This is a genomic window from Enterococcus raffinosus, assembly GCF_018917525.1.
Lineage (GTDB): Bacteria > Bacillota > Bacilli > Lactobacillales > Enterococcaceae > Enterococcus_A > Enterococcus_A raffinosus_A.
In genome coordinates this window covers 1-17,458 of sequence record NZ_JAHLOS010000030.1, presented here as the reverse complement: position 1 = coordinate 17,458, position 17,458 = coordinate 1, and the positions used below count along the sequence as shown (strand labels likewise).

Below are 17,458 nucleotides of genomic sequence, written 5' to 3'. Positions count from 1 at the left end.
TTGAATGTGAAAACCTTTTCGGTGCTAGTTGTCCCATAATAAGATCAAGGAGGTCGTCACTTATGTCCATATACACTTGTACCTTGAATTTAGCTATTGACCTATTTATTGAAACGGATACTATGGAGCCTTTTACTGTAAACCGAACGAAGGATGATGATATCCAAGCCAATGGAAAAGGAGTCAATGTTTCATTGATCCTAAAAATGCTGGGGGTTGATACGACTGCACTAGGTTTTCGTGCTGGGTTTACTGGGAACTATATAGAAGATTATTTACAGGAAAAGGAAATCAGCACTGATTTTATTGAAGTTCCTGGAATGACCCGAATCAATGTGTTTACTCAAGTCAATCAAACAAAGGAGGAATACAAATTAGTCAATCAAGGTCCAGAGATACCGCAGGAAAAAGTCGAAGCCTTTTTGGGTCAAATCAAAGCCCTGGAGGCTGAAGATTATCTCTGTATTTCGGGAAGTCTGCCGCGAGGGGTGGAACCAGCGATTCTAGTTGAGATTAGTCGAATCTGTGAAGAACGGGGAATCCAATTGATCATCGACAGCAGCTACCAAGAAGTGATGAACTGTCTGCCTTATCGTCCGTTTCTGTTGAAGCCCAACGAAGAAGAGTTGGCTTCATGGTTTGGTGAAATTATTGATTCAGAAGAAGCCTATTTATTCTATGGGCAGCAATTGTTAGAGGCTGGCGCGCAAAATGTGCTGTTATCTCTGGGTGGCGAGGGAGCGATTCTTTTCACACAAGAGAAGATCCTTCGGGGGAATTCGCCAAAGGGTAAAGTAGTCAACACGGCCTGTGCCGGAGATACATTATTAGGAACCTTTTTGGCTGGCTATTTAACAAAGCAGCCGTTGGAAGAGACGTTACGCAAAAGTTTAGCCGCAGGAAGTTCTACTGCATTTCGCAAGGGACTGACTGATTTTTCGGATGTTGAAGAATTAAGTAAACAAATTGAAATCAAAGAAGAGGGGTTAAAAACATGGGAAATTATCAATTAATTGCAGCAACAGGCTGCCCGACAGGTATTGCTCACACGTATATGGCACAAGAAGCACTGGAACAAGCGGCTAAGAAAAAAGGCGTGACCATCAAAGTCGAGACCCATGGTCAGATCGGGATCGAAAATGAACTGACCGCTGAAGAAATCAAGCATGCAGATGCGGTTATTATCGCAGCAGATAAGGATGTTCATCCAGAACGATTTGCCGGAAAACGAATTATTGATGTATCGGTCAGCACCGGAATCAAGGATGCAGAACGTTTAATTGATGATGCATTGGCTGGAAAAGGCTCAGTAGCGGCTGAGAATAAAGCAGTGGACGCTTTAGAAGAAGAGACGGGAAACAACACGAGTTTTGGGCGTAGCATTTATAAAAATTTGATGAATGGTGTTTCCCATATGCTGCCGTTTGTAGTAGCGGGTGGTGTGTTGATTGCAATCTCATTTGCTGTTTGGGGAATTTATTCCTTTGATCCAGAGAATGCACAATACAATGCGACGGCCGCGATGCTGAAAAGTGTCGGTGATGCAGCGATGGGCATGATGGTTCCCGTCTTGGCAGCTTATATCGCGGAAGGAATCGCTAAACGTCCGGGATTAGTAGTCGGTTTTGTCGGTGGAATTGTTGCAACTAATGGCGGGACCGGGTTCCTAGGCGGAATTCTGGCAGGTTTTCTTGCTGGTTACTTAATCTTACTTTTGCAAAAAGTGATGGCAGGCTTACCAAAGCAATTGGATGGCTTAAAAGCGATTTTCTTGTATCCGGTCATTGGGGTTGCCGTGATTGGCATCATCATGTCGCTATTAGCTGATCCAATGAAAGCTGTCAATGAAGGGATGATGAGCTTCTTAGCAGGCTTTGAAAATTCTAATCCGTTAATTCTTGGTGTAATCGTCGGCTGTATGAGTGCCTTTGATATGGGGGGACCGGTTAATAAAGCAGCATATGTTACGGGAACGGCGTTATTAGCGCAAGGCAATACGACGTTCATGGCCGGTGTGTCAGCCGCTTGTATCGCACCACCGTTGATTACAGGCTTTGCGACATTATTCTTTGGAAAATATTTTGATACAAATGATCGTAATGCCGGATTAGTTAACTTTATCTTAGGCTCTACGCACATTACTGAGGGCGCAATTCCATTTGCCGCAAAAGATCCGATTCGTGTGTTGCCGACAATGATGTTGGGTTCTTCAATTGCGGCTGTTCTTACCTATATGTTCGGCGTTCAGGTACCAGCACCTCATGGCGGATTTTTAGTATTACCAGTTGTTACAGGGAAAATTCAATGGGTTGCTTCGATTTTGATTGGTGCGCTTGTCGGTGGTGTGATCTTAGGCCTGATCCAAAAGAGCAGTGTAGCAAAAAAAGAAAAGCAAGCGGCAGAACAGGTAGAAAAATCAGCAGTGGCTAAGTAAAGGAGTACGTAATGGGAATCATTCAAGAAGAGAAAATATTTTTAGATCAGACTTTGACGACACAAAAAGAAGTCTTTGAATTTTTAGCCAAGCAAGCGGTAGAGACGGGGATCTCAGCAGATGAGAAGCACGTTTATCAAAGACTGGTGGAAAGAGAGAACGAAGGAACTACCGGAATGATGGACGGCTTTGCCATTCCACATGCTAAAGACCAGTCAATCAGTGAGCCAAGTATTCTCATTGTTACCTTAGATCAAGGAATCGAATGGAATAGTTTAGATGGACAATTGATTGATTTTGTCATTGCGCTATTTATTCCTGATTCAGAAGCGGGAACCACTCACTTGAAATTATTATCTGCGGTCGCGCGACTACTGATGCGCAGTGAAGTGACTGAAAAACTAAAAGGCGCGCAAACAAAAACGGAAATCGCGACACTACTAAATGAAAAAATAGGTGAAAATGAATGAAGACAATCAGTGCAGAAAAGAAAAAATATCTTGATCAGTTAACGAATGAGAATGGTGTTATCGGGGCTTTGGCGATTGATCAGCGGGGCGCTTTGAAGAAAATGATCGGTAAATATAAGGAAGCAACAACGGATGATGTAATCAAATTCAAAGAGTTGGTTTCTCAACAGCTCACGCCTTATGCTTCGGCGATCTTGTTGGATCCGGAATATGGGTTGCCAGCAGCAGGGGTGCGCGACGCCGATTGCGGGTTGCTGCTGGCTTATGAAAAAACTGGTTATGATGCGACAACACCGGGACGTTTACCTGATGTATTGAATGATTGGTCCGTGAAACGTTTGAAAGAAGCTGGGGCGGATGCTTGTAAGTTCTTACTTTATTATGATGTGGATGAACCAGAAGCGATCAATGAACAAAAACGTGCGTACATGGAACGAATCGGCTCAGAATGTACGGCAGAAGATCTTCCGTTTTTCTTGGAGATTGTTTCTTATGACGCAGTGATTTCGGATGCGACGTCATTGGAGTATGCGCAAGTAAAACCACGTAAGGTGATTGGTGCGATGCAGGAATTTTCACAGGAGCGCTATCAGGTCGATGTGTTGAAAGTAGAAGTACCGGTAAATATGAATTTTGTTGAAGGCTTCGGCGAAACTGTCTGCTATACACAAGCAGAAGCAGCAGCGTATTTTAAAGAGCAATCAGATGCAACCGAGTTGCCATTCATTTTCTTGAGCGCTGGTGTCAGTGCCGAATTGTTCCAAGAAACGTTACGTTTTGCGAAGCAGTCCGATTCAACCTTTAATGGTGTATTATGCGGCCGAGCAACTTGGGCGAATGGTGTCGAACCATTTGTGAAAGAAAGCGAAGAAAAAGCAATTACTTGGCTGTCCGAACAAGGAAGACAAAATATCATAGAATTAAATGCTGTTTTAAAAGAAACTGCAACCTCGGTTTATACAAAGGCATAAGCAAAAGGACTATCCAATGCGGATAGTCCTTTTGGCATGTTATAAGGCTGTTTTTGCTAGTTCAATTTGCTTTCTGACTTGATCAAAGCCGGTTCCGCCTAATGAATGACGGCGAGTCACGGCGGTTTTCGAAGATAGCGTATCATAGATATCTTCTTCGATCACCGGATTGATGGCTTGATATTCTTCTAATGGGACGTCTTGCAGGTAGATGCCTTTTTGCGTACACTCCAATACAAGTTTTCCAACAATTTCGTGTGCTTGGCGGAAAGGAATGCCTTTTGTCGCTAAATAATCCGCTAATTCCGTCGCATTTGAAAAATCTTTTTCTGTCGCGTCGTGCATGATTTGAGGGTTGACGGACATTGTATCGATCATCCCAGCCATGATATCTAAGCTTGTCGCTACGGTGTGGACCGTGTCAAACATGCCTTCTTTATCTTCTTGCAGGTCTTTATTATAGGCTAGCGGCAAGCCTTTAATTACGGTCAGCAAGCCAACTAAATCACCAAACACCCGTCCTGATTTGCCGCGTATTAATTCCGCCATATCGGGATTTTTCTTTTGAGGCATGATCGAGCTGCCCGTTGAAAAGGTATCCGTCAGTTCGACAAATTTGAATTCATGGCTACACCATAAAATGATTTCCTCACAAAAACGGGAAAGGTGCATCATTAAAATCGAACTATTGCTTAAAAATTCTAAAATAAAGTCGCGATCACTAACACCATCGAGACTATTCATATATAGATCATTGAAGCCTAACTCATCCGCGGTCATTTGACGATCAATTGGGAATGTCGTACCAGCTAAAGCTGCACATCCTAACGGCGAGATATCCACGCGCTTCATACTTTCCTCCAAACGCGCTTGGTCACGTGTCAGCATGCCGTAATAGGCCATTAAGTGATGCCCAAAAGAAATTGGCTGTGCATGTTGCAGGTGAGTGTAGCCGGGCATGATCGTCTCGACATGCTCTTCAGCTTTATTAACTAAGACCGCTCTGAAATGGTGGACTTTCTCAATAATCTCAGTTAGATGTTCCTTCAAATATAAATGCATGTCTGTCGCAACCTGATCGTTTCGACTACGGGCAGTGTGAAGTTTGCCAGCAACAGGTCCAATCTCATCGTGGAGCATTTTTTCCAAGTTTAAATGAATGTCTTCATTTTCAATCGTAAAGGTCAATTCATCCTTCGCGGCTTTTTCTGCTAGTATTTTTAGACCAGCGGTAATTTGCTGTGCTTCTTCTTTTGTGATGATGCCTGTTTCGCCGAGCATTTTGACATGTGCTAAGCTGCCGGTAATATCTTGCGTTGCTAATTGTTGGTCAAAGGGAATCGAAGCACCAAACGCATCGATCCACGCTTCGTTTTTTCCATCAAAACGTCCGCCCCATAATTTTGCCATTGTTTTATCCTCACTTTTGTCTATGAATTTTTAACAAAAAAGACCGTCGCAACGGTCTTTTTCCAGCGCATATCTCGCGCTTTTCTTTTTCTAGCATACAGGCTAGCTCTCTTCGACAATAAGAGAAAATTTTGAGAAATCTGAAAAGCGATTTATCAAAATTTTTATCTTATTGCTTGAGAACTGGACGAGCCTGCGTAGCTTTTAGTCTAGGGAGGAGGCATCTTTTCAGATACCTCAGGATGAAAACATTGCTGGTTTCCTTATTTCCTGACCGGAAAAGAAACTCTCCTAAGAGCAATGGCAAGATGTGAAACCGGACGGCCTTATTTACCGGCAAGTAAAAGCCGCCTCACATCTGGTTTCTCTTGCACTTTCATGATTTTAAATTTTTCTTATTGTACAGTGGTCTGCTTGTTTCCGGTTTGGACCTCAGCGTTTACCTTGGTTGGTAAGCCCCATAATTTAATGAAGCCAATTGCTGCATCTTGATCGAACGTATCGGCAGATGTGTAAGTCGCCAAGTTTTCGTTATATAAGCTGTTGTCAGATTTACGTCCTTCAACAATCACATTGCCTTTGAATAATTTCACACGTAATACGCCGTTTACGACTTCTTGTGATTGCTTCAAGAATGCGATTAAGGCATCCATCGTTGGATTGAACCATAGACCATCATAGATCATTTGACATAGTTGCTGTTCGATAACTGGTTTGAAATGCGCCATCTCACGAACAAATACTAAATCTTCTAATTCTTTGTGGGCCTTCATCAATACTTCTGCACCTGGGCATTCATATACTTCCCGTGATTTGATCCCAACCAGACGATTTTCAATATGGTCAATTCTGCCAATGCCATGTACGCCTGCGATGGTATTTAGTTTCATGATCAATTTAGCTAATGATAATTCTTCTCCATCTAATGCAGTTGGTACCCCTTTTTCAAACGTAATCTCAACGATTGTTGGCTTATCTGGTGTATCTTCTAATTCAGCAGTAATCGCATAGGCACCTGCTGGCGGAGTTGCCCAAGGATCTTCCAAGATGCCGCATTCGCAGGCACGTCCCCATAAGTTTTGGTCAATCGAGTAAGGATTGTCCAAATCAGCAGGAATCGGCACCCCTTTTTCAGCGGCATAGTTGATTTCTTCTTCCCGGGACCATTTCCATTCACGAACCGGTGCAATGATCTTCAAGTTCGGATCAAGAGCAGCGATGGATACTTCAAAACGAACTTGGTCATTTCCCTTACCGGTACATCCGTGAGCAATCGTTGTTGCGCCTGTTTGATGAGCCAGTTCAACTAATTTCTTTGAAATCAACGGACGAGACAAAGCGGAAACTAATGGGTAAGAATTCTCATAGTATGTATTGCCTTGCAATGCGACTAAAACAAAATCTTGTGAGAACTCCTCACGGGCATCAATTGCATAGGATTCTGTTGCTCCAACTTGCAATGCTTTATTTTTAATAAATTCGGTGTCGCGACCTTCGCCAATGTCCAAACAGCAGGCAATCACGTCATAACCTTCGTCGACAAGCCATTTGATTGAAACCGAAGTATCTAAACCACCTGAGTATGCTAAAATTACTTTTTCTTTCATCCTGATTGCTCCCTTATCGCTTTTTCATTAAATTCTAATTAATGTGTTGAAGCCATATTAGCATCGTAAAATACAAAAAGCAAGCACTTTTTAAATATTTATGCAAAATATTTTTAGAAATACGTTTCTTTATTCATTTTGACCTGTATAAAAGAGACGAATATGTATAGTAGAAGAAGTTAGAGAAAATGAAAATATTTTGCGTTTTCAAAGAGAAAAACATTGACATGGCAAGGCTTTGCAAGTATTATGGTAAATGGTATTGTTTGCCCCACAAGAGCCCCGGAAACTCAAGTGTTTGTCAAACATTCGAAATCGAAATTGGAGGAAAAAAAACGTGCGTACAACATATATGGCTAAGCCAGGCGAAGTAGATCGCAAATGGTACGTAGTAGACGCAACTGATGTTCCTTTAGGACGTCTTTCAACAGTTGTTGCATCAATGCTACGCGGAAAAAATAAACCAACATTCACACCACATATTGACACTGGTGATTTTGTAATTGTAATTAATGCAGATAAAGTTAAATTGACAGGTAAGAAAGCAACTGACAAGATTTACTACCGTCACTCAAACTTCCCTGGTGGATTGAAATCAATCTCAGCAGGCGAAATGCGTGCTAAAAATTCTCGCCGTTTGGTCGAAACTTCTGTTAAAGGTATGCTTCCTAAAAACACTTTAGGTCGCGCTCAAGGCATGAAACTTCACGTTTACGGTGGAGCAGAACATCCACATGCAGCACAACAACCAAAAGTCTTAGACATCACAAACTTAATTTAATAGGAGGGAAATTCATTGGCACAAGTTCAATATAGCGGCACAGGCCGTCGTAAAAATGCAGTTGCTCGCGTACGTTTAGTACCAGGAACTGGTAAAATTACTGTAAATAAAAAAGACGTTGAAGAATATATCCCACATGCTGACCTACGTTTAGTAATCAACCAACCATTTGGTGTTACTGAAACAGCTGGTTCATATGATGTATTTGTAAACGTAAATGGTGGAGGCTACGCAGGTCAAGCCGGCGCTATCCGTCACGGAATCTCACGCGCTTTATTAGAAGTAGATCCTGATTTCCGCGCACCATTAAAACGCGCTGGATTACTTACTCGTGATTCACGTATGGTTGAACGTAAAAAACCAGGTCTTAAGAAAGCACGTAAAGCTTCACAGTTCTCAAAACGTTAATCAATTCCTTATTGTATCAACGTTTACAAGAATTTTTTGGTTCAAGTTGGTTCAAATTATAAATTTGACAAAGAATTTAAGAGGTTTAAAGCATCAGCATCTTGCTGGTGCTTTTTTTCTGGCATCAATTCAAGATAATAGTTCTGCGTTGTTTGAATATTGATATGACCTAAGCGTTTTGATACATAGGCAATATCAATATCTTGTGAAAATAGAAAAGAAGCATGAGTATCTCTTAGGCCGTGGAAGGTAGTTTTTGGAATATCTAGTTTTTTCAGTAATCTGGCGAGCTTAGCAGATTGTTGAAAGCCGTCAGGATCAAAAAAATATCCATTATCTTTAATCGGGACAGATTTTAGAATATCGTAGACTTCTTGATTAATGGAAATATCTCGTCTTGAATTTTTTGTTTTTAACGAGGTATCTTCAGAAGTTGGACTAAGGGAACGTCTGACATGGATACCATATTCAAAGAGGTCTTCGGGACGTATACCTAAAAGCTCTCCGCGTCTCATGCCAGTTTCTAAGGCAAGGAGTACAAGAATGTTAAACTCATTTTCTCGATGATTAATGACATAAGTACGCAGTTTCTTTAATTCGGTAATAGAAAGTGCACGGTTTCTCTTATCTAAAACTTTCCCTCGTGTTTTGACTAAATTTGCAAAATCGGTAGCAAGATAGCCACGAGCATAAGCATCACGTAATGCCGTTTTGATTTTCAATAGTACCTCATGAGTGGTTTTACGAGAATGAGTTTCTGCATACTTATCTATTTTTCGTTGTACTACAATATCGTTCAAATCCTTTAACTGTATATCGCCAAATAATTTCTTCACCACTTGAGAAGTCCTTTGATAATTTTGAAAAGTCGTTTCTTTTACATCGTTTTTCTTTATGATATGAATCCAGTTTTCAAAGAAGTCAGCAAATGTTGTTGTACGCTCTGCTAATTGTTTTCCATTTCCTTTCTCCAATTCATTTTCCAAAGCCCAACGAGTTGCTTCCTTTTTAGAGCTAAATGATTTTGTCAATTTCTTATGTTGACCATGATTGTAAAGTGAGATCTGAGCTCTATATGAGTTACCACGTTTAATTATACTAGGCATTTATAACAAATCCTTTCACTGAAAGATGGTTGATAAATGCTAGTTGAATACACCGTCATTCTACATGGCGAAAAGCATCTAATCAACCATCCTACGATATTTTAGCTAGATAGAGTGCGTCTTAATAAAATTAATGAGGGAAGTGACAGTGTATCGTTCTTGTCTTCCTATCATAAAACGCTCTAACTCATCGTTTGCGCGAACGAATTTATCAAAAGATTTTGGATCGATCCCTAAAAAATGAGAAGCTTGTTCTCTAGTAAGTAGATAGGGCAATTCATAAGTAGTTATTGTATTTTTCATAGTTTATTTCCTTTCCAAAAATGTTTTTTGGCTGACACAAGGAAATGTGCTATACTCAACTTGTCTAGGGCGGAGTACGTTTATACATTTTAATGTGTAAGCTGTGCTTTGCTTTTTTTGTGTATTTTTTCTGCCTTCATATTTTGAAGACACTGGATATAAAATTCTACTTCTTCCTGATAATAATCAGGCTCAGCAATCAAATTTTCTAATATTTTTTGCTGCCTTGAACTAAGTTCCCCACAGCTAATAATCTCGTTAATCAAATTTGAATCAAAATGATTATCTACCTCTTGAATAAATGCGAGGGTGGGAGAAACGCTGTGAATTAACCAATTCATACTTTTCTCAAAGCTTTGAGGAATTGTTTCTAAAGAAATGGTGGTTGCGCCATGATTGCCAATAAAGGCTGCCCATTTGGCATCGACTTTTGCACCTGGATCATTTGGAGCACGGTCATAAAAACAAATTGCCCCATTAAGTAACTCAAAGAATAGTTTGGTTAAATCATGGGTTTTTGAAATAATCTTTGCCAAGCTTTGCGCTTTCTCTTTTCGATACCGTAGTTCAAAGCGATTTTTTACTTCTGCTTCTTCTAAAGAAATTCCTCGTCGCTTTCGTTGTTCATAATCCTTCTGATAAAAGCAAAAGCGACACTGACTCTTCTTTGAGCCTAAATACAAGGTCTCACCATTTGATTCATTGTTTATGATATCCGTACCGCCATGAGATTCACTCACTTGAAAAGTGGTCCACACATGGCCTAGTGTTACCTTACGCTTCAGTTCTGGAATGCTGAGACTCCCCACAAAATCATCTAAAGTAAAATCAATCCGTGTAAAGTTTCCCTGATAATCTAATACCTTACGGAAGAACTCTTGCCAGTTTGATTTTGCGGTCTTCAAACGCATGGCAAGATGTTTACAGCCTTGACCTGAAAACTCCATTACGGTTCCTTTTACCGTATCGTCAATGGAATACCGAATCGTGATTACTTGATTCCAAACATATTGCCCAATATAGCCCTTTGGCGCATAATCCAGTTCCTCAAAGCGTTCAATAGGCATGCCAATAATCTCTTCAATCAACTTTAAATGTTGATTCGAGAAAAAGTGAATGGTTAGATAATCAATCAAAACACGATTAACTGGAACAATCTCTTCTTGCAAACTATCCAATACAAGATTCAGTTTTTCTGCACTTAATCGTCTCGTTCCTTTTTCTACCTTTGATAGTAACGACCTCGAAATCCCCACTTTTTCTGCTAAATATCGCTGGGTCCACCCCCTTTCTTCTCGAGAAACTCGAATGGCTTCCCCGAGATCATGTTGATTGACTTGGTTCATAGAAAAACCTCCTTCTGCTATTAAATTGTCAAAGAACCATCAGACTTATTTTAAGTACAAATCGATTGTACGCCTGTATTTATTTTAAGTCAATACATTTTGACTTTTTTTAAGTACAAGCGTATACTGAATTTAAGAACTTATCATGAGGAGGAGTTTTCATGGAGATAGACAAGCAAGCAGTGGGCAATCGAATTCGGCAGATTCGTCAAGAGTTAAAGTTGAGTATGGAGAAATTTGGCAAACTAATTGGTGATTTACCACGAAGTACAGTCAATAACTGGGAACGTGGGATTAACCTTCCAAAAACCGAAACCCTTCACCAAATTGCAGAAATAGGCCATGTCACCAACGAATATCTTTTGTATGGTACTCAAGAAAACCAATACATTTTAGAAATGCTTCAAAAGAAGGCAGGTAAGCTTGATCCTAAGATTGAAGGGCTAATAGTAGACGAACTGAAACAAGCCGGTCTTGTTAGTGAAAAAGAAATGAATCGGATGATTGAATTTTTTATTATAAACCTCATTCCACCAACGGAACAAGACCAATTTACTTATCAATGTATCGATGAGAAAAAGCAGCTTTACCTTGGTTCAACTAAATTTGGTAAAGAAGCTCAACTCTATTTACACCATGATAATCAAAATCACATTCTGCACATTCTGCCCTTTACCTTTTCCAACTTTAGTGTGGATCGCTTACTCGTCTATTTAGCAAATCAAGAATCCTATTCCTATTTTGGGAAACATTTGCCCAAGGAACTAGGTGAAAAAGTCATTCTTCTATACTCGATCAATCAATTGACCGGCGATGTTCGAATCGCCCCATTAGTCTATTCAAAAGAAACAGCCTCCTATCAATACACAGAAGATAATCTATACCTATTAGAACAACAATACCTCTATCTTCCATTCGCAATGGAAATCGAGAAAGAACGCCTGTTAAATGCAGCGTATCCGCAATCAAAATAAGGTGACAAGATTGATAAGCATGTGACAAAGAAAACACTGCTAGGACACTCCCAAATGGGTAGTTGTCACAGTTTCCTGTTCTTTGTTAGCCCCCTGTTAGAAAGAGGGGCTTGCCCATGCAGTCCGGCTACGCCGTCCTGCAACAGCATTAAAAAGAGGAAAGACTAGCTTATACGGCGCTGCCGTCGCTAGTCTTTCCTCTTTTTATGCTACTACTTGTCTATTTAGATTTAACTTTCATCAGTCGTAAGCCGTTCAAGGTAACTAATATAGTTGCTCCCATATCAGCTAAGATAGCAATCCATAACGTTAACCAGCCTGGAACTACAAGTAATAATGCTAATAGTTTGATTCCCAATGAGAAGGTAATATTTTGCTTAATGATTCTCAATGTTTGTCGACTTAATTTAACTATAAAGGGAAGTTTCTGTAAGTCATCACCCATTAAAGCTACATCAGCTGTTTCTAAAGCTGTATCTGTTCCAGCGCCACCCATTGCGATACCGACTGTTGAGGCAGCTAATGCTGGTGCGTCATTAATACCATCACCAACCATGGCGACTTTTCCATAGGTTTCCTTAAGTGATTTAATATAATCTAATTTATCTTGAGGCATCAAATCGCCTTTTATTTCAGTTACACCTGTTTGTTTTCCGATTGACTGAGCAGTTGTAGCATTATCACCAGTCAGCATTATCGTATGCTCGATTCCTAAATCATGTAATTTTTCAATGACTGCTTTACTTGATTCTCTTAACTCATCAGCTACTGCAATGACTGCTAAAATTTGTTTATCTGTTCCTAAGAGCATTGCTGTTTTTCCTTGTTGCTGAAGTCTTTGGTAATTTTCAATAATCTTTGAGTTATCTGTTAAGATAGATTCAAAAAGCTTTGGACTCCCTACAAGATAGGTAATCCCCTCAATGTTTCCTTGTATTCCTTTTCCAGTAATTGAAGTAAACTCGTCAACAACTACTGATTTATAAGAAATCGCTCTATTATCAGCTTCTTTTAAGGTTGCTGACGCGAGAGGGTGTTGAGAATATGATTCTAATGCTGTAATAATTGAGAAATATTTCTCTTCGTCTTTTGAATCAACTGTAGTGAAATCTGTTACCGTTGGTGTTCCTTTAGTCAATGTTCCTGTTTTGTCAAAGGCAATCGCCTTGAGGCCACCAATTTCTTCAAGATAAATACCGCCTTTTACCAAAACACCATTTTTAGCAGAGTTTCCAATTGCTGAAACGATAGACACAGGTGTTGAGATTACTAAAGAACAAGGACAGCCAACAACTAATAAAGAGAGCCCTTGATACAACCAAGTATTCCAATCTCCGTTAAAAAATAATGGGGGAACGATGACGATTAATGCGGCAATCACCATAATGGTGGGTGTATAATATTTCGCAAATTTATCGACAAATGCTTGAGCAGGTGCTCGTTCACCTTGTGCTTCTTCAACTAGGTGAATAATTTTGGCAATTGTCGTGTCGTTCACATGCTTTGTAACTTTGACTTCAAGTGCACCTTCTTCATTAATCGTTCCTGCAAAGATATCATCATTAATATTTTTTTCAATAGGGACAGATTCACCGGTAATCGCAGCCTGATTTACTGAGGAATGGCCTTTAATGACTTGACCATCCATAGCAATTTTTTGTCCAGGCTTAATGATCATAATATCGCCTACTTCGATTTTTGAAACATTAATCATTTGTTCAACATTATTTCTTCTAATTAATGCTTCTTTCGGAGCAATATCCATTAGGGAACGTATTGATTGTCTTGCTTTATCCATTGAAAACCGTTCTAAAGCTTCGCTAATTGCAAATAAGATAACAACGATTGAGCCCTCAGTCCACTCGCCAATAATTGCAGCACCAATGATTGCAATTGTCATAAGAGATTCCATTGAGAAATTCAATTTTAATAGGTCTGAAAATCCTTCTTTAAACAAACTAAATCCGCCGATAATAATCGCTAGTATAAATAATCCTTCTGTTAATAGCGCATCTTCACCGTTAACTACTTGAGATCCTAATGCCAAAATAATTAAAAACAGTGAAACCAATAGGTTCCAGTTTCTTTTCACAAAAGGCTCTTTTGTTTCAATGCGAGGTTCTGTATCATGTTCGGACTGAACTTTAAGATTCTCAAAAGCTCCTGCAGCTTCAATTTCCGCAATAGTCGCTTCGCCTTCGATAGAGATTTTTCCGGCACCGAAATTTACTTTTGCATCGGTAACTTTTGGTATTTGAGAAACATTTTTTTCGAATTTTGCCGCACAATTCGTACAGCTCAATCCTTCAACCCGATAGACTTGTTTTTTTTCACTCATACTAGCACCTCATCTTCTAAATACAGTTTGGAATTTAGTAGTTGGACAAATTTATCATTCTTGATAGAGTAATAAACCAATTTCCCTACTTTCCGACTCACAACAATTCCATTTTTTTTCAATGATAATAAATGGTGTGAGGTTGTTGCCACGGTTGCCTCGATAGTTGCTGCGATATCACATACACATAATTCATCCTCATAACTTAGGGCGTAGATAATTTTTAAGCGATTCTCATCAGCTAAAATTTTGAAGACACTTTTTAAGCTCGAAATATCCTCAGTTTGTAACTTTTCTTTTCCTAGTAAAACTTTATCTTCATGAACACATGAGATTTCACAAATTTCGTTTTTCATACAGCTCCTCCTTTATTCTAATGGATATTTGAATGTAGTGTATCATAGATTAATAGAATAATCAAATTTTAATTTGAATATGTGAGGAGTTATATAGATTGTATGGATGCATCTATATAAGTAGTGATTTTCAAATTAGATTGAATCGAATGCAAATAATAAACTAATTAATTTGAACTGAAAGACAGAAGCATTTGACAAAACATAGATGATTATCTATATTTTTACATAAGCGCCGGCAGTTGGCATCTTAGTTGAAGTGCCAGTCATGTTACTGTTAGTTAAAATATCTAATCGCACAAAAAAATTGGTTCATTCAAAATCCATCAGAATTGTCTGATATCGGAGGAAATAATAATGAGAAAAATTTACTTTTTATGTACAGGCAATTCTTGTCGTAGTCAAATTGCAGAAGGCTATGGGAAAGCGATTTTGCCAACAGATGAATTTGAAATTAAAAGCGCCGGCATTGAACAACATGGGTTAAATCCTAGAGCCGTTCAAGTAATGGCTGAGGAAGGGATAGATATCTCTACGCAAACATCTGATTTGATCGATATGGATTATTTTAATCAAGCAGACCTAATTATTACGCTATGTGGCGATGCCAAAGATAAATGTCCAGTAATTCCAAAAGGGATTAAGCATGTTCATTGGGATTTGGAAGATCCAGCCAAAGCAACTGGAACAGAAGAAGAAATCATTAATAAATTCAGAGAAATTAGAGATGATATAAAAAGTCGTGTAGCGAATTTGCTAGATTAAGTAGCAACTGTCATCTATCTCGGTAAAAGATAAAAAGACGTAAAATGTCCTTTTGATAAATTGGAAAATTAAAGTAAAAGCCGTGCGAAGTGAAACATAAATCTTCGATGGCTCTTACTATTTTAAGAGAAAAGGATCTGCTTTTGGCGTAAAATTGGATTTATCTATCTGACATACTGACGAGTATTTTTTGACCCTATATTTGACCTTCTCAATCACATTTAAGTAGGTGTGACCGGCTTATACAATTATTCGAGAATCTAGTAGCTTAGCTAATTCTGGCCTTGAAACCCCTATTAGACAGCTATCCAGCCATCAATACGGTCTCAAATAAATAAGAGGGGAGGAATAACTCTAAAAAAGATTGATAAACTAGTAAGAAAATTGTATTCAACTACCATTCATCTTTGGTTCAAATTGGTTCAAGTAATATCAATATTAATCCTATTTTATCCATATCAAACTGTTTTTTAGATGTTTGTAATGTTGATATAATTGGATTTCTATTGATAGAAGTACTTGTAATAAGTACGAGTCACATCTCAAAACGTTAATTCGTTTATACAGAAGATCAAAAGCCACTTTCCAATTGGGAAGTGGCTTTTTTAATTTGAACGCTCTTTTTTTCTAATCATATGGAGTAGTGTTTATCTATAATTATTTTGTCAAAACACAAGTGAAGATGTAATTGGAGATATCTTTCAAATCGTTGGTCAAGTTATTGATGGAGATTGGAAGGATAATTTTTTTTTCTTGATTTAATAAGCAGCGTTCGCAAACGATAAAGCAATGAATATTGAAAAATAATTCAGGAATATCGTCGATGGAATAATAAATCTCATCATTGATAAAAAATAGTTTTCTGAAATGATCTTACTGATATTATTTCTAAACAACATATGAGAGTATTCGTCTTTAGCGACAATCACAATCGGAATTTTCTTTTTTTCGCCTTTTTTTAAAAGTGGCATGACTTGGTGACAAAACTGCAAAATAATTGATTCGGACATGGTGATATTTGGTGAAAAGTACTCCTTTAACCATGAGCAGATAATGTTACTTACTTTTTCTTTTATATGGGAATCAGTACTATTGATAAAAAAATATTGGTTAAGCAAAAATTCATTGATTCCAAAAGAGGTTGTATAGACTAAATCCATCAAAGGTTTTTCAAATTCAATTTCCCCCAAGAGATTCATTTCGAAACTTGCCTCGAAATTTCTGATTAGTTGAACAACGCAAGGATGGCTGTTGATAAGACGGGTTCGATAGTATTGATAGTCTACTTCAATTAATCGGTAGCTTTCTGGATTGTAAGGCAAATTTTTATAAACAAAAGAAATGAAAGCCACATTTTGATCATCTATCTCTAAATTATGTTGCAAAAAGCACGTATTAATACTATTAAAAATAATCCCTGTTTTTAAAAATTCGATCGTTTCGGCTTCTATCAGTAGAGTTTCTTTTCTTGTAAGACTTAGAAAAATTGAGTATTGCAGATAGAGCAGGCTTTTTTTGCTGAGTTTGTTTTTTAAAAGCTCACTTATAGCGAGTGCAATTTTTTCAGACTGGGAGAAGAGTGGATTTTTAGTAAGCTCATTAATACCGATTCCCCGCATCCAGATGGCTAAAAAAATATACCTTATTTTCAATTTATTATCGAAGGCTATTTCTCCTTCAGAATTGAGTCCTAAACTTTGCCGAAAATATCTCTCAGACTTCTTTTTTAAATTGAACACTTTTGTCACTGAAATAAATTCATCCTCAGAGATTGAAGTATAATTATTTTTTCCCAATAGATATCGGTAGCATACTCTCAAAAAAAGTGAATCTGAATACAATTTACGGACTAACTCATAGCAGCTGGTGTCCTGTTTAAATTGAAAGGATAATTCTGATCGGGATATTCTATAGGAAACTAAGTCGCTTTCCAATTTAGAGGCGATCGTGTGACAATCCTTTTTGATTGTGTTGAAGCTAGTATTTATGTTCGTGGCCAGCTCGTTTATTTTTATTTTTCTACATTCATATAGTACGTAAGTGATTTTAACTCTGCGTAGGATATCTTTTTTGGATCGGCTACACTAGACTAGACAGAAAAAATAAGGTGTGTAGAATAAGAAAAAACACACTGGAGGATTGTTTATGTCAAGACGTCAACGTCGAACCTATTCAAAAGAATTCAAACA

16 protein-coding genes are annotated in these 17,458 nt (G+C 38.4%); 8 read left to right on the top strand and 8 right to left on the bottom strand.

Features of this window, described 5'->3' with window-relative positions; genetic code table 11:
* Nucleotides 1-62: 62 nt before the first annotated feature.
* From pfkB to lacD, 4 genes are read left to right on the top strand one after another with little or no spacing between them, the layout of a single operon-like run.
* The gene (pfkB, locus tag KQI58_RS16210; protein ID WP_216410072.1) at nt 63-1,013 is read left to right on the top strand and encodes a 1-phosphofructokinase; all 951 of its coding nucleotides are present in this window, start codon (nt 63-65) and stop codon (nt 1,011-1,013) included.
* A complete protein-coding gene (locus tag KQI58_RS16205) occupies nt 995-2,434 on the top strand; it encodes a PTS fructose transporter subunit IIC (protein ID WP_216410071.1) in 1,440 nt (479 codons plus the stop codon). Before pfkB ends, KQI58_RS16205 begins: the two co-directional genes overlap by 19 nt.
* Before the next feature lie 11 nt (nt 2,435-2,445).
* On the top strand, nt 2,446-2,904 hold the full coding sequence (locus KQI58_RS16200; protein ID WP_216410070.1) for a fructose PTS transporter subunit IIA: 459 nt from the start codon (nt 2,446-2,448) through the stop codon (nt 2,902-2,904).
* Nucleotides 2,901-3,875, top strand: coding sequence for a tagatose-bisphosphate aldolase (gene lacD / locus KQI58_RS16195; protein WP_216410069.1), 975 nt, complete (start codon nt 2,901-2,903; stop codon nt 3,873-3,875). The genes KQI58_RS16200 and lacD overlap by 4 nt, the downstream gene beginning before the upstream one ends.
* Before the next feature lie 39 nt (nt 3,876-3,914).
* Here lacD and argH read toward each other — a convergent pair whose 3' ends face one another.
* Complete coding sequence (gene argH, locus KQI58_RS16190) at nt 3,915-5,285, bottom strand: argininosuccinate lyase (RefSeq protein WP_216410068.1); 1,371 nt, start codon at nt 5,283-5,285, stop codon at nt 3,915-3,917.
* Between the two features lie 395 nt (nt 5,286-5,680).
* On the bottom strand, nt 5,681-6,892 hold the full coding sequence (locus tag KQI58_RS16185) for an argininosuccinate synthase (protein ID WP_216410067.1): 1,212 nt from the start codon (nt 6,890-6,892) through the stop codon (nt 5,681-5,683).
* Between the two features lie 352 nt (nt 6,893-7,244).
* On the opposite strand from KQI58_RS16185, the gene rplM reads away from it, so the two are divergent.
* Both rplM and rpsI read left to right on the top strand, forming a co-directional pair.
* Nucleotides 7,245-7,673: a 50S ribosomal protein L13 gene (gene rplM / locus KQI58_RS16180; RefSeq protein ID WP_253295989.1), complete on the top strand. Its 429-nt coding sequence runs from the start codon at nt 7,245-7,247 to the stop codon at nt 7,671-7,673.
* A 15-nt stretch (nt 7,674-7,688) separates the two neighbouring features.
* Complete coding sequence (gene rpsI / locus KQI58_RS16175) at nt 7,689-8,081, top strand: 30S ribosomal protein S9 (RefSeq protein WP_010744355.1); 393 nt, start codon at nt 7,689-7,691, stop codon at nt 8,079-8,081.
* A 56-nt stretch (nt 8,082-8,137) separates the two neighbouring features.
* Here the strand turns inward: rpsI and KQI58_RS16170 are convergent, their stop codons facing one another.
* The 3 genes from KQI58_RS16170 to KQI58_RS16165 all read right to left on the bottom strand — a co-directional run bounded on the left by KQI58_RS16170 (nt 8,138) and on the right by KQI58_RS16165 (nt 10,836).
* Nucleotides 8,138-9,187, bottom strand: a complete 1,050-nt coding sequence (locus KQI58_RS16170; protein ID WP_002406008.1) for a tyrosine-type recombinase/integrase — start codon at nt 9,185-9,187, stop codon at nt 8,138-8,140.
* A 105-nt stretch (nt 9,188-9,292) separates the two neighbouring features.
* The gene (locus KQI58_RS22775; protein ID WP_002372025.1) at nt 9,293-9,490 is read right to left on the bottom strand and encodes a hypothetical protein; all 198 of its coding nucleotides are present in this window, start codon (nt 9,488-9,490) and stop codon (nt 9,293-9,295) included.
* A gap of 89 nt (nt 9,491-9,579) precedes the next feature.
* Nucleotides 9,580-10,836 carry a replication initiation factor domain-containing protein gene (locus KQI58_RS16165; protein ID WP_216410065.1) on the bottom strand — a complete coding sequence of 419 codons (1,257 nt, stop codon included), beginning with the start codon at nt 10,834-10,836 and terminating at the stop codon, nt 9,580-9,582.
* A 161-nt stretch (nt 10,837-10,997) separates the two neighbouring features.
* Here KQI58_RS16165 and KQI58_RS16160 point away from each other — a divergent pair, with 161 nt between their 5' ends.
* The gene (locus KQI58_RS16160; RefSeq protein ID WP_216410064.1) at nt 10,998-11,810 is read left to right on the top strand and encodes a helix-turn-helix domain-containing protein; all 813 of its coding nucleotides are present in this window, start codon (nt 10,998-11,000) and stop codon (nt 11,808-11,810) included.
* Between the two features lie 220 nt (nt 11,811-12,030).
* Here KQI58_RS16160 and cadA read toward each other — a convergent pair whose 3' ends face one another.
* Together cadA and cadC are read right to left on the bottom strand one after the other, a co-directional pair.
* Complete coding sequence (gene cadA / locus KQI58_RS16155; RefSeq protein ID WP_216410063.1) at nt 12,031-14,148, bottom strand: cadmium-translocating P-type ATPase CadA; 2,118 nt, start codon at nt 14,146-14,148, stop codon at nt 12,031-12,033.
* On the bottom strand, nt 14,145-14,504 hold the full coding sequence (cadC, locus tag KQI58_RS16150) for a Cd(II)-sensing metalloregulatory transcriptional repressor CadC (RefSeq protein ID WP_002372035.1): 360 nt from the start codon (nt 14,502-14,504) through the stop codon (nt 14,145-14,147). The genes cadA and cadC overlap by 4 nt, the downstream gene beginning before the upstream one ends.
* A gap of 357 nt (nt 14,505-14,861) precedes the next feature.
* On the opposite strand from cadC, the gene arsC reads away from it, so the two are divergent.
* On the top strand, nt 14,862-15,269 hold the full coding sequence (gene arsC, locus KQI58_RS16145; protein ID WP_002372037.1) for an arsenate reductase (thioredoxin): 408 nt from the start codon (nt 14,862-14,864) through the stop codon (nt 15,267-15,269).
* A gap of 758 nt (nt 15,270-16,027) precedes the next feature.
* Here the strand turns inward: arsC and KQI58_RS16140 are convergent.
* The gene (locus KQI58_RS16140) at nt 16,028-17,017 is read right to left on the bottom strand and encodes a hypothetical protein (RefSeq protein WP_253295985.1); all 990 of its coding nucleotides are present in this window, start codon (nt 17,015-17,017) and stop codon (nt 16,028-16,030) included.
* Nucleotides 17,018-17,458: the final 441 nt, after the last annotated feature.

Bases quoted from the DNA above. Each gene is read 5' to 3' on its own strand.
- KQI58_RS16165 (WP_216410065.1), bottom strand. From the start codon at position 10,836: ATGAACCAAGTCAATCAACATGATCTCGGGGAAGCCATTCGAGTTTCT.
- cadC (WP_002372035.1), bottom strand. From the start codon at position 14,504: ATGAAAAACGAAATTTGTGAAATCTCATGTGTTCATGAAGATAAAGTT.
- KQI58_RS22775 (WP_002372025.1), bottom strand. From the start codon at position 9,490: ATGAAAAATACAATAACTACTTATGAATTGCCCTATCTACTTACTAGA.
- argH (WP_216410068.1), bottom strand. From the start codon at position 5,285: ATGGCAAAATTATGGGGCGGACGTTTTGATGGAAAAAACGAAGCGTGG.
- KQI58_RS16160 (WP_216410064.1), top strand. From the start codon at position 10,998: ATGGAGATAGACAAGCAAGCAGTGGGCAATCGAATTCGGCAGATTCGT.
- KQI58_RS16205 (WP_216410071.1), top strand. From the start codon at position 995: ATGGGAAATTATCAATTAATTGCAGCAACAGGCTGCCCGACAGGTATT.
- KQI58_RS16185 (WP_216410067.1), bottom strand. From the start codon at position 6,892: ATGAAAGAAAAAGTAATTTTAGCATACTCAGGTGGTTTAGATACTTCG.
- KQI58_RS16170 (WP_002406008.1), bottom strand. From the start codon at position 9,187: ATGCCTAGTATAATTAAACGTGGTAACTCATATAGAGCTCAGATCTCA.
- lacD (WP_216410069.1), top strand. From the start codon at position 2,901: ATGAAGACAATCAGTGCAGAAAAGAAAAAATATCTTGATCAGTTAACG.
- arsC (WP_002372037.1), top strand. From the start codon at position 14,862: ATGAGAAAAATTTACTTTTTATGTACAGGCAATTCTTGTCGTAGTCAA.
- pfkB (WP_216410072.1), top strand. From the start codon at position 63: ATGTCCATATACACTTGTACCTTGAATTTAGCTATTGACCTATTTATT.
- rplM (WP_253295989.1), top strand. From the start codon at position 7,245: ATGGCTAAGCCAGGCGAAGTAGATCGCAAATGGTACGTAGTAGACGCA.
- cadA (WP_216410063.1), bottom strand. From the start codon at position 14,148: ATGAGTGAAAAAAAACAAGTCTATCGGGTTGAAGGATTGAGCTGTACG.
- KQI58_RS16200 (WP_216410070.1), top strand. From the start codon at position 2,446: ATGGGAATCATTCAAGAAGAGAAAATATTTTTAGATCAGACTTTGACG.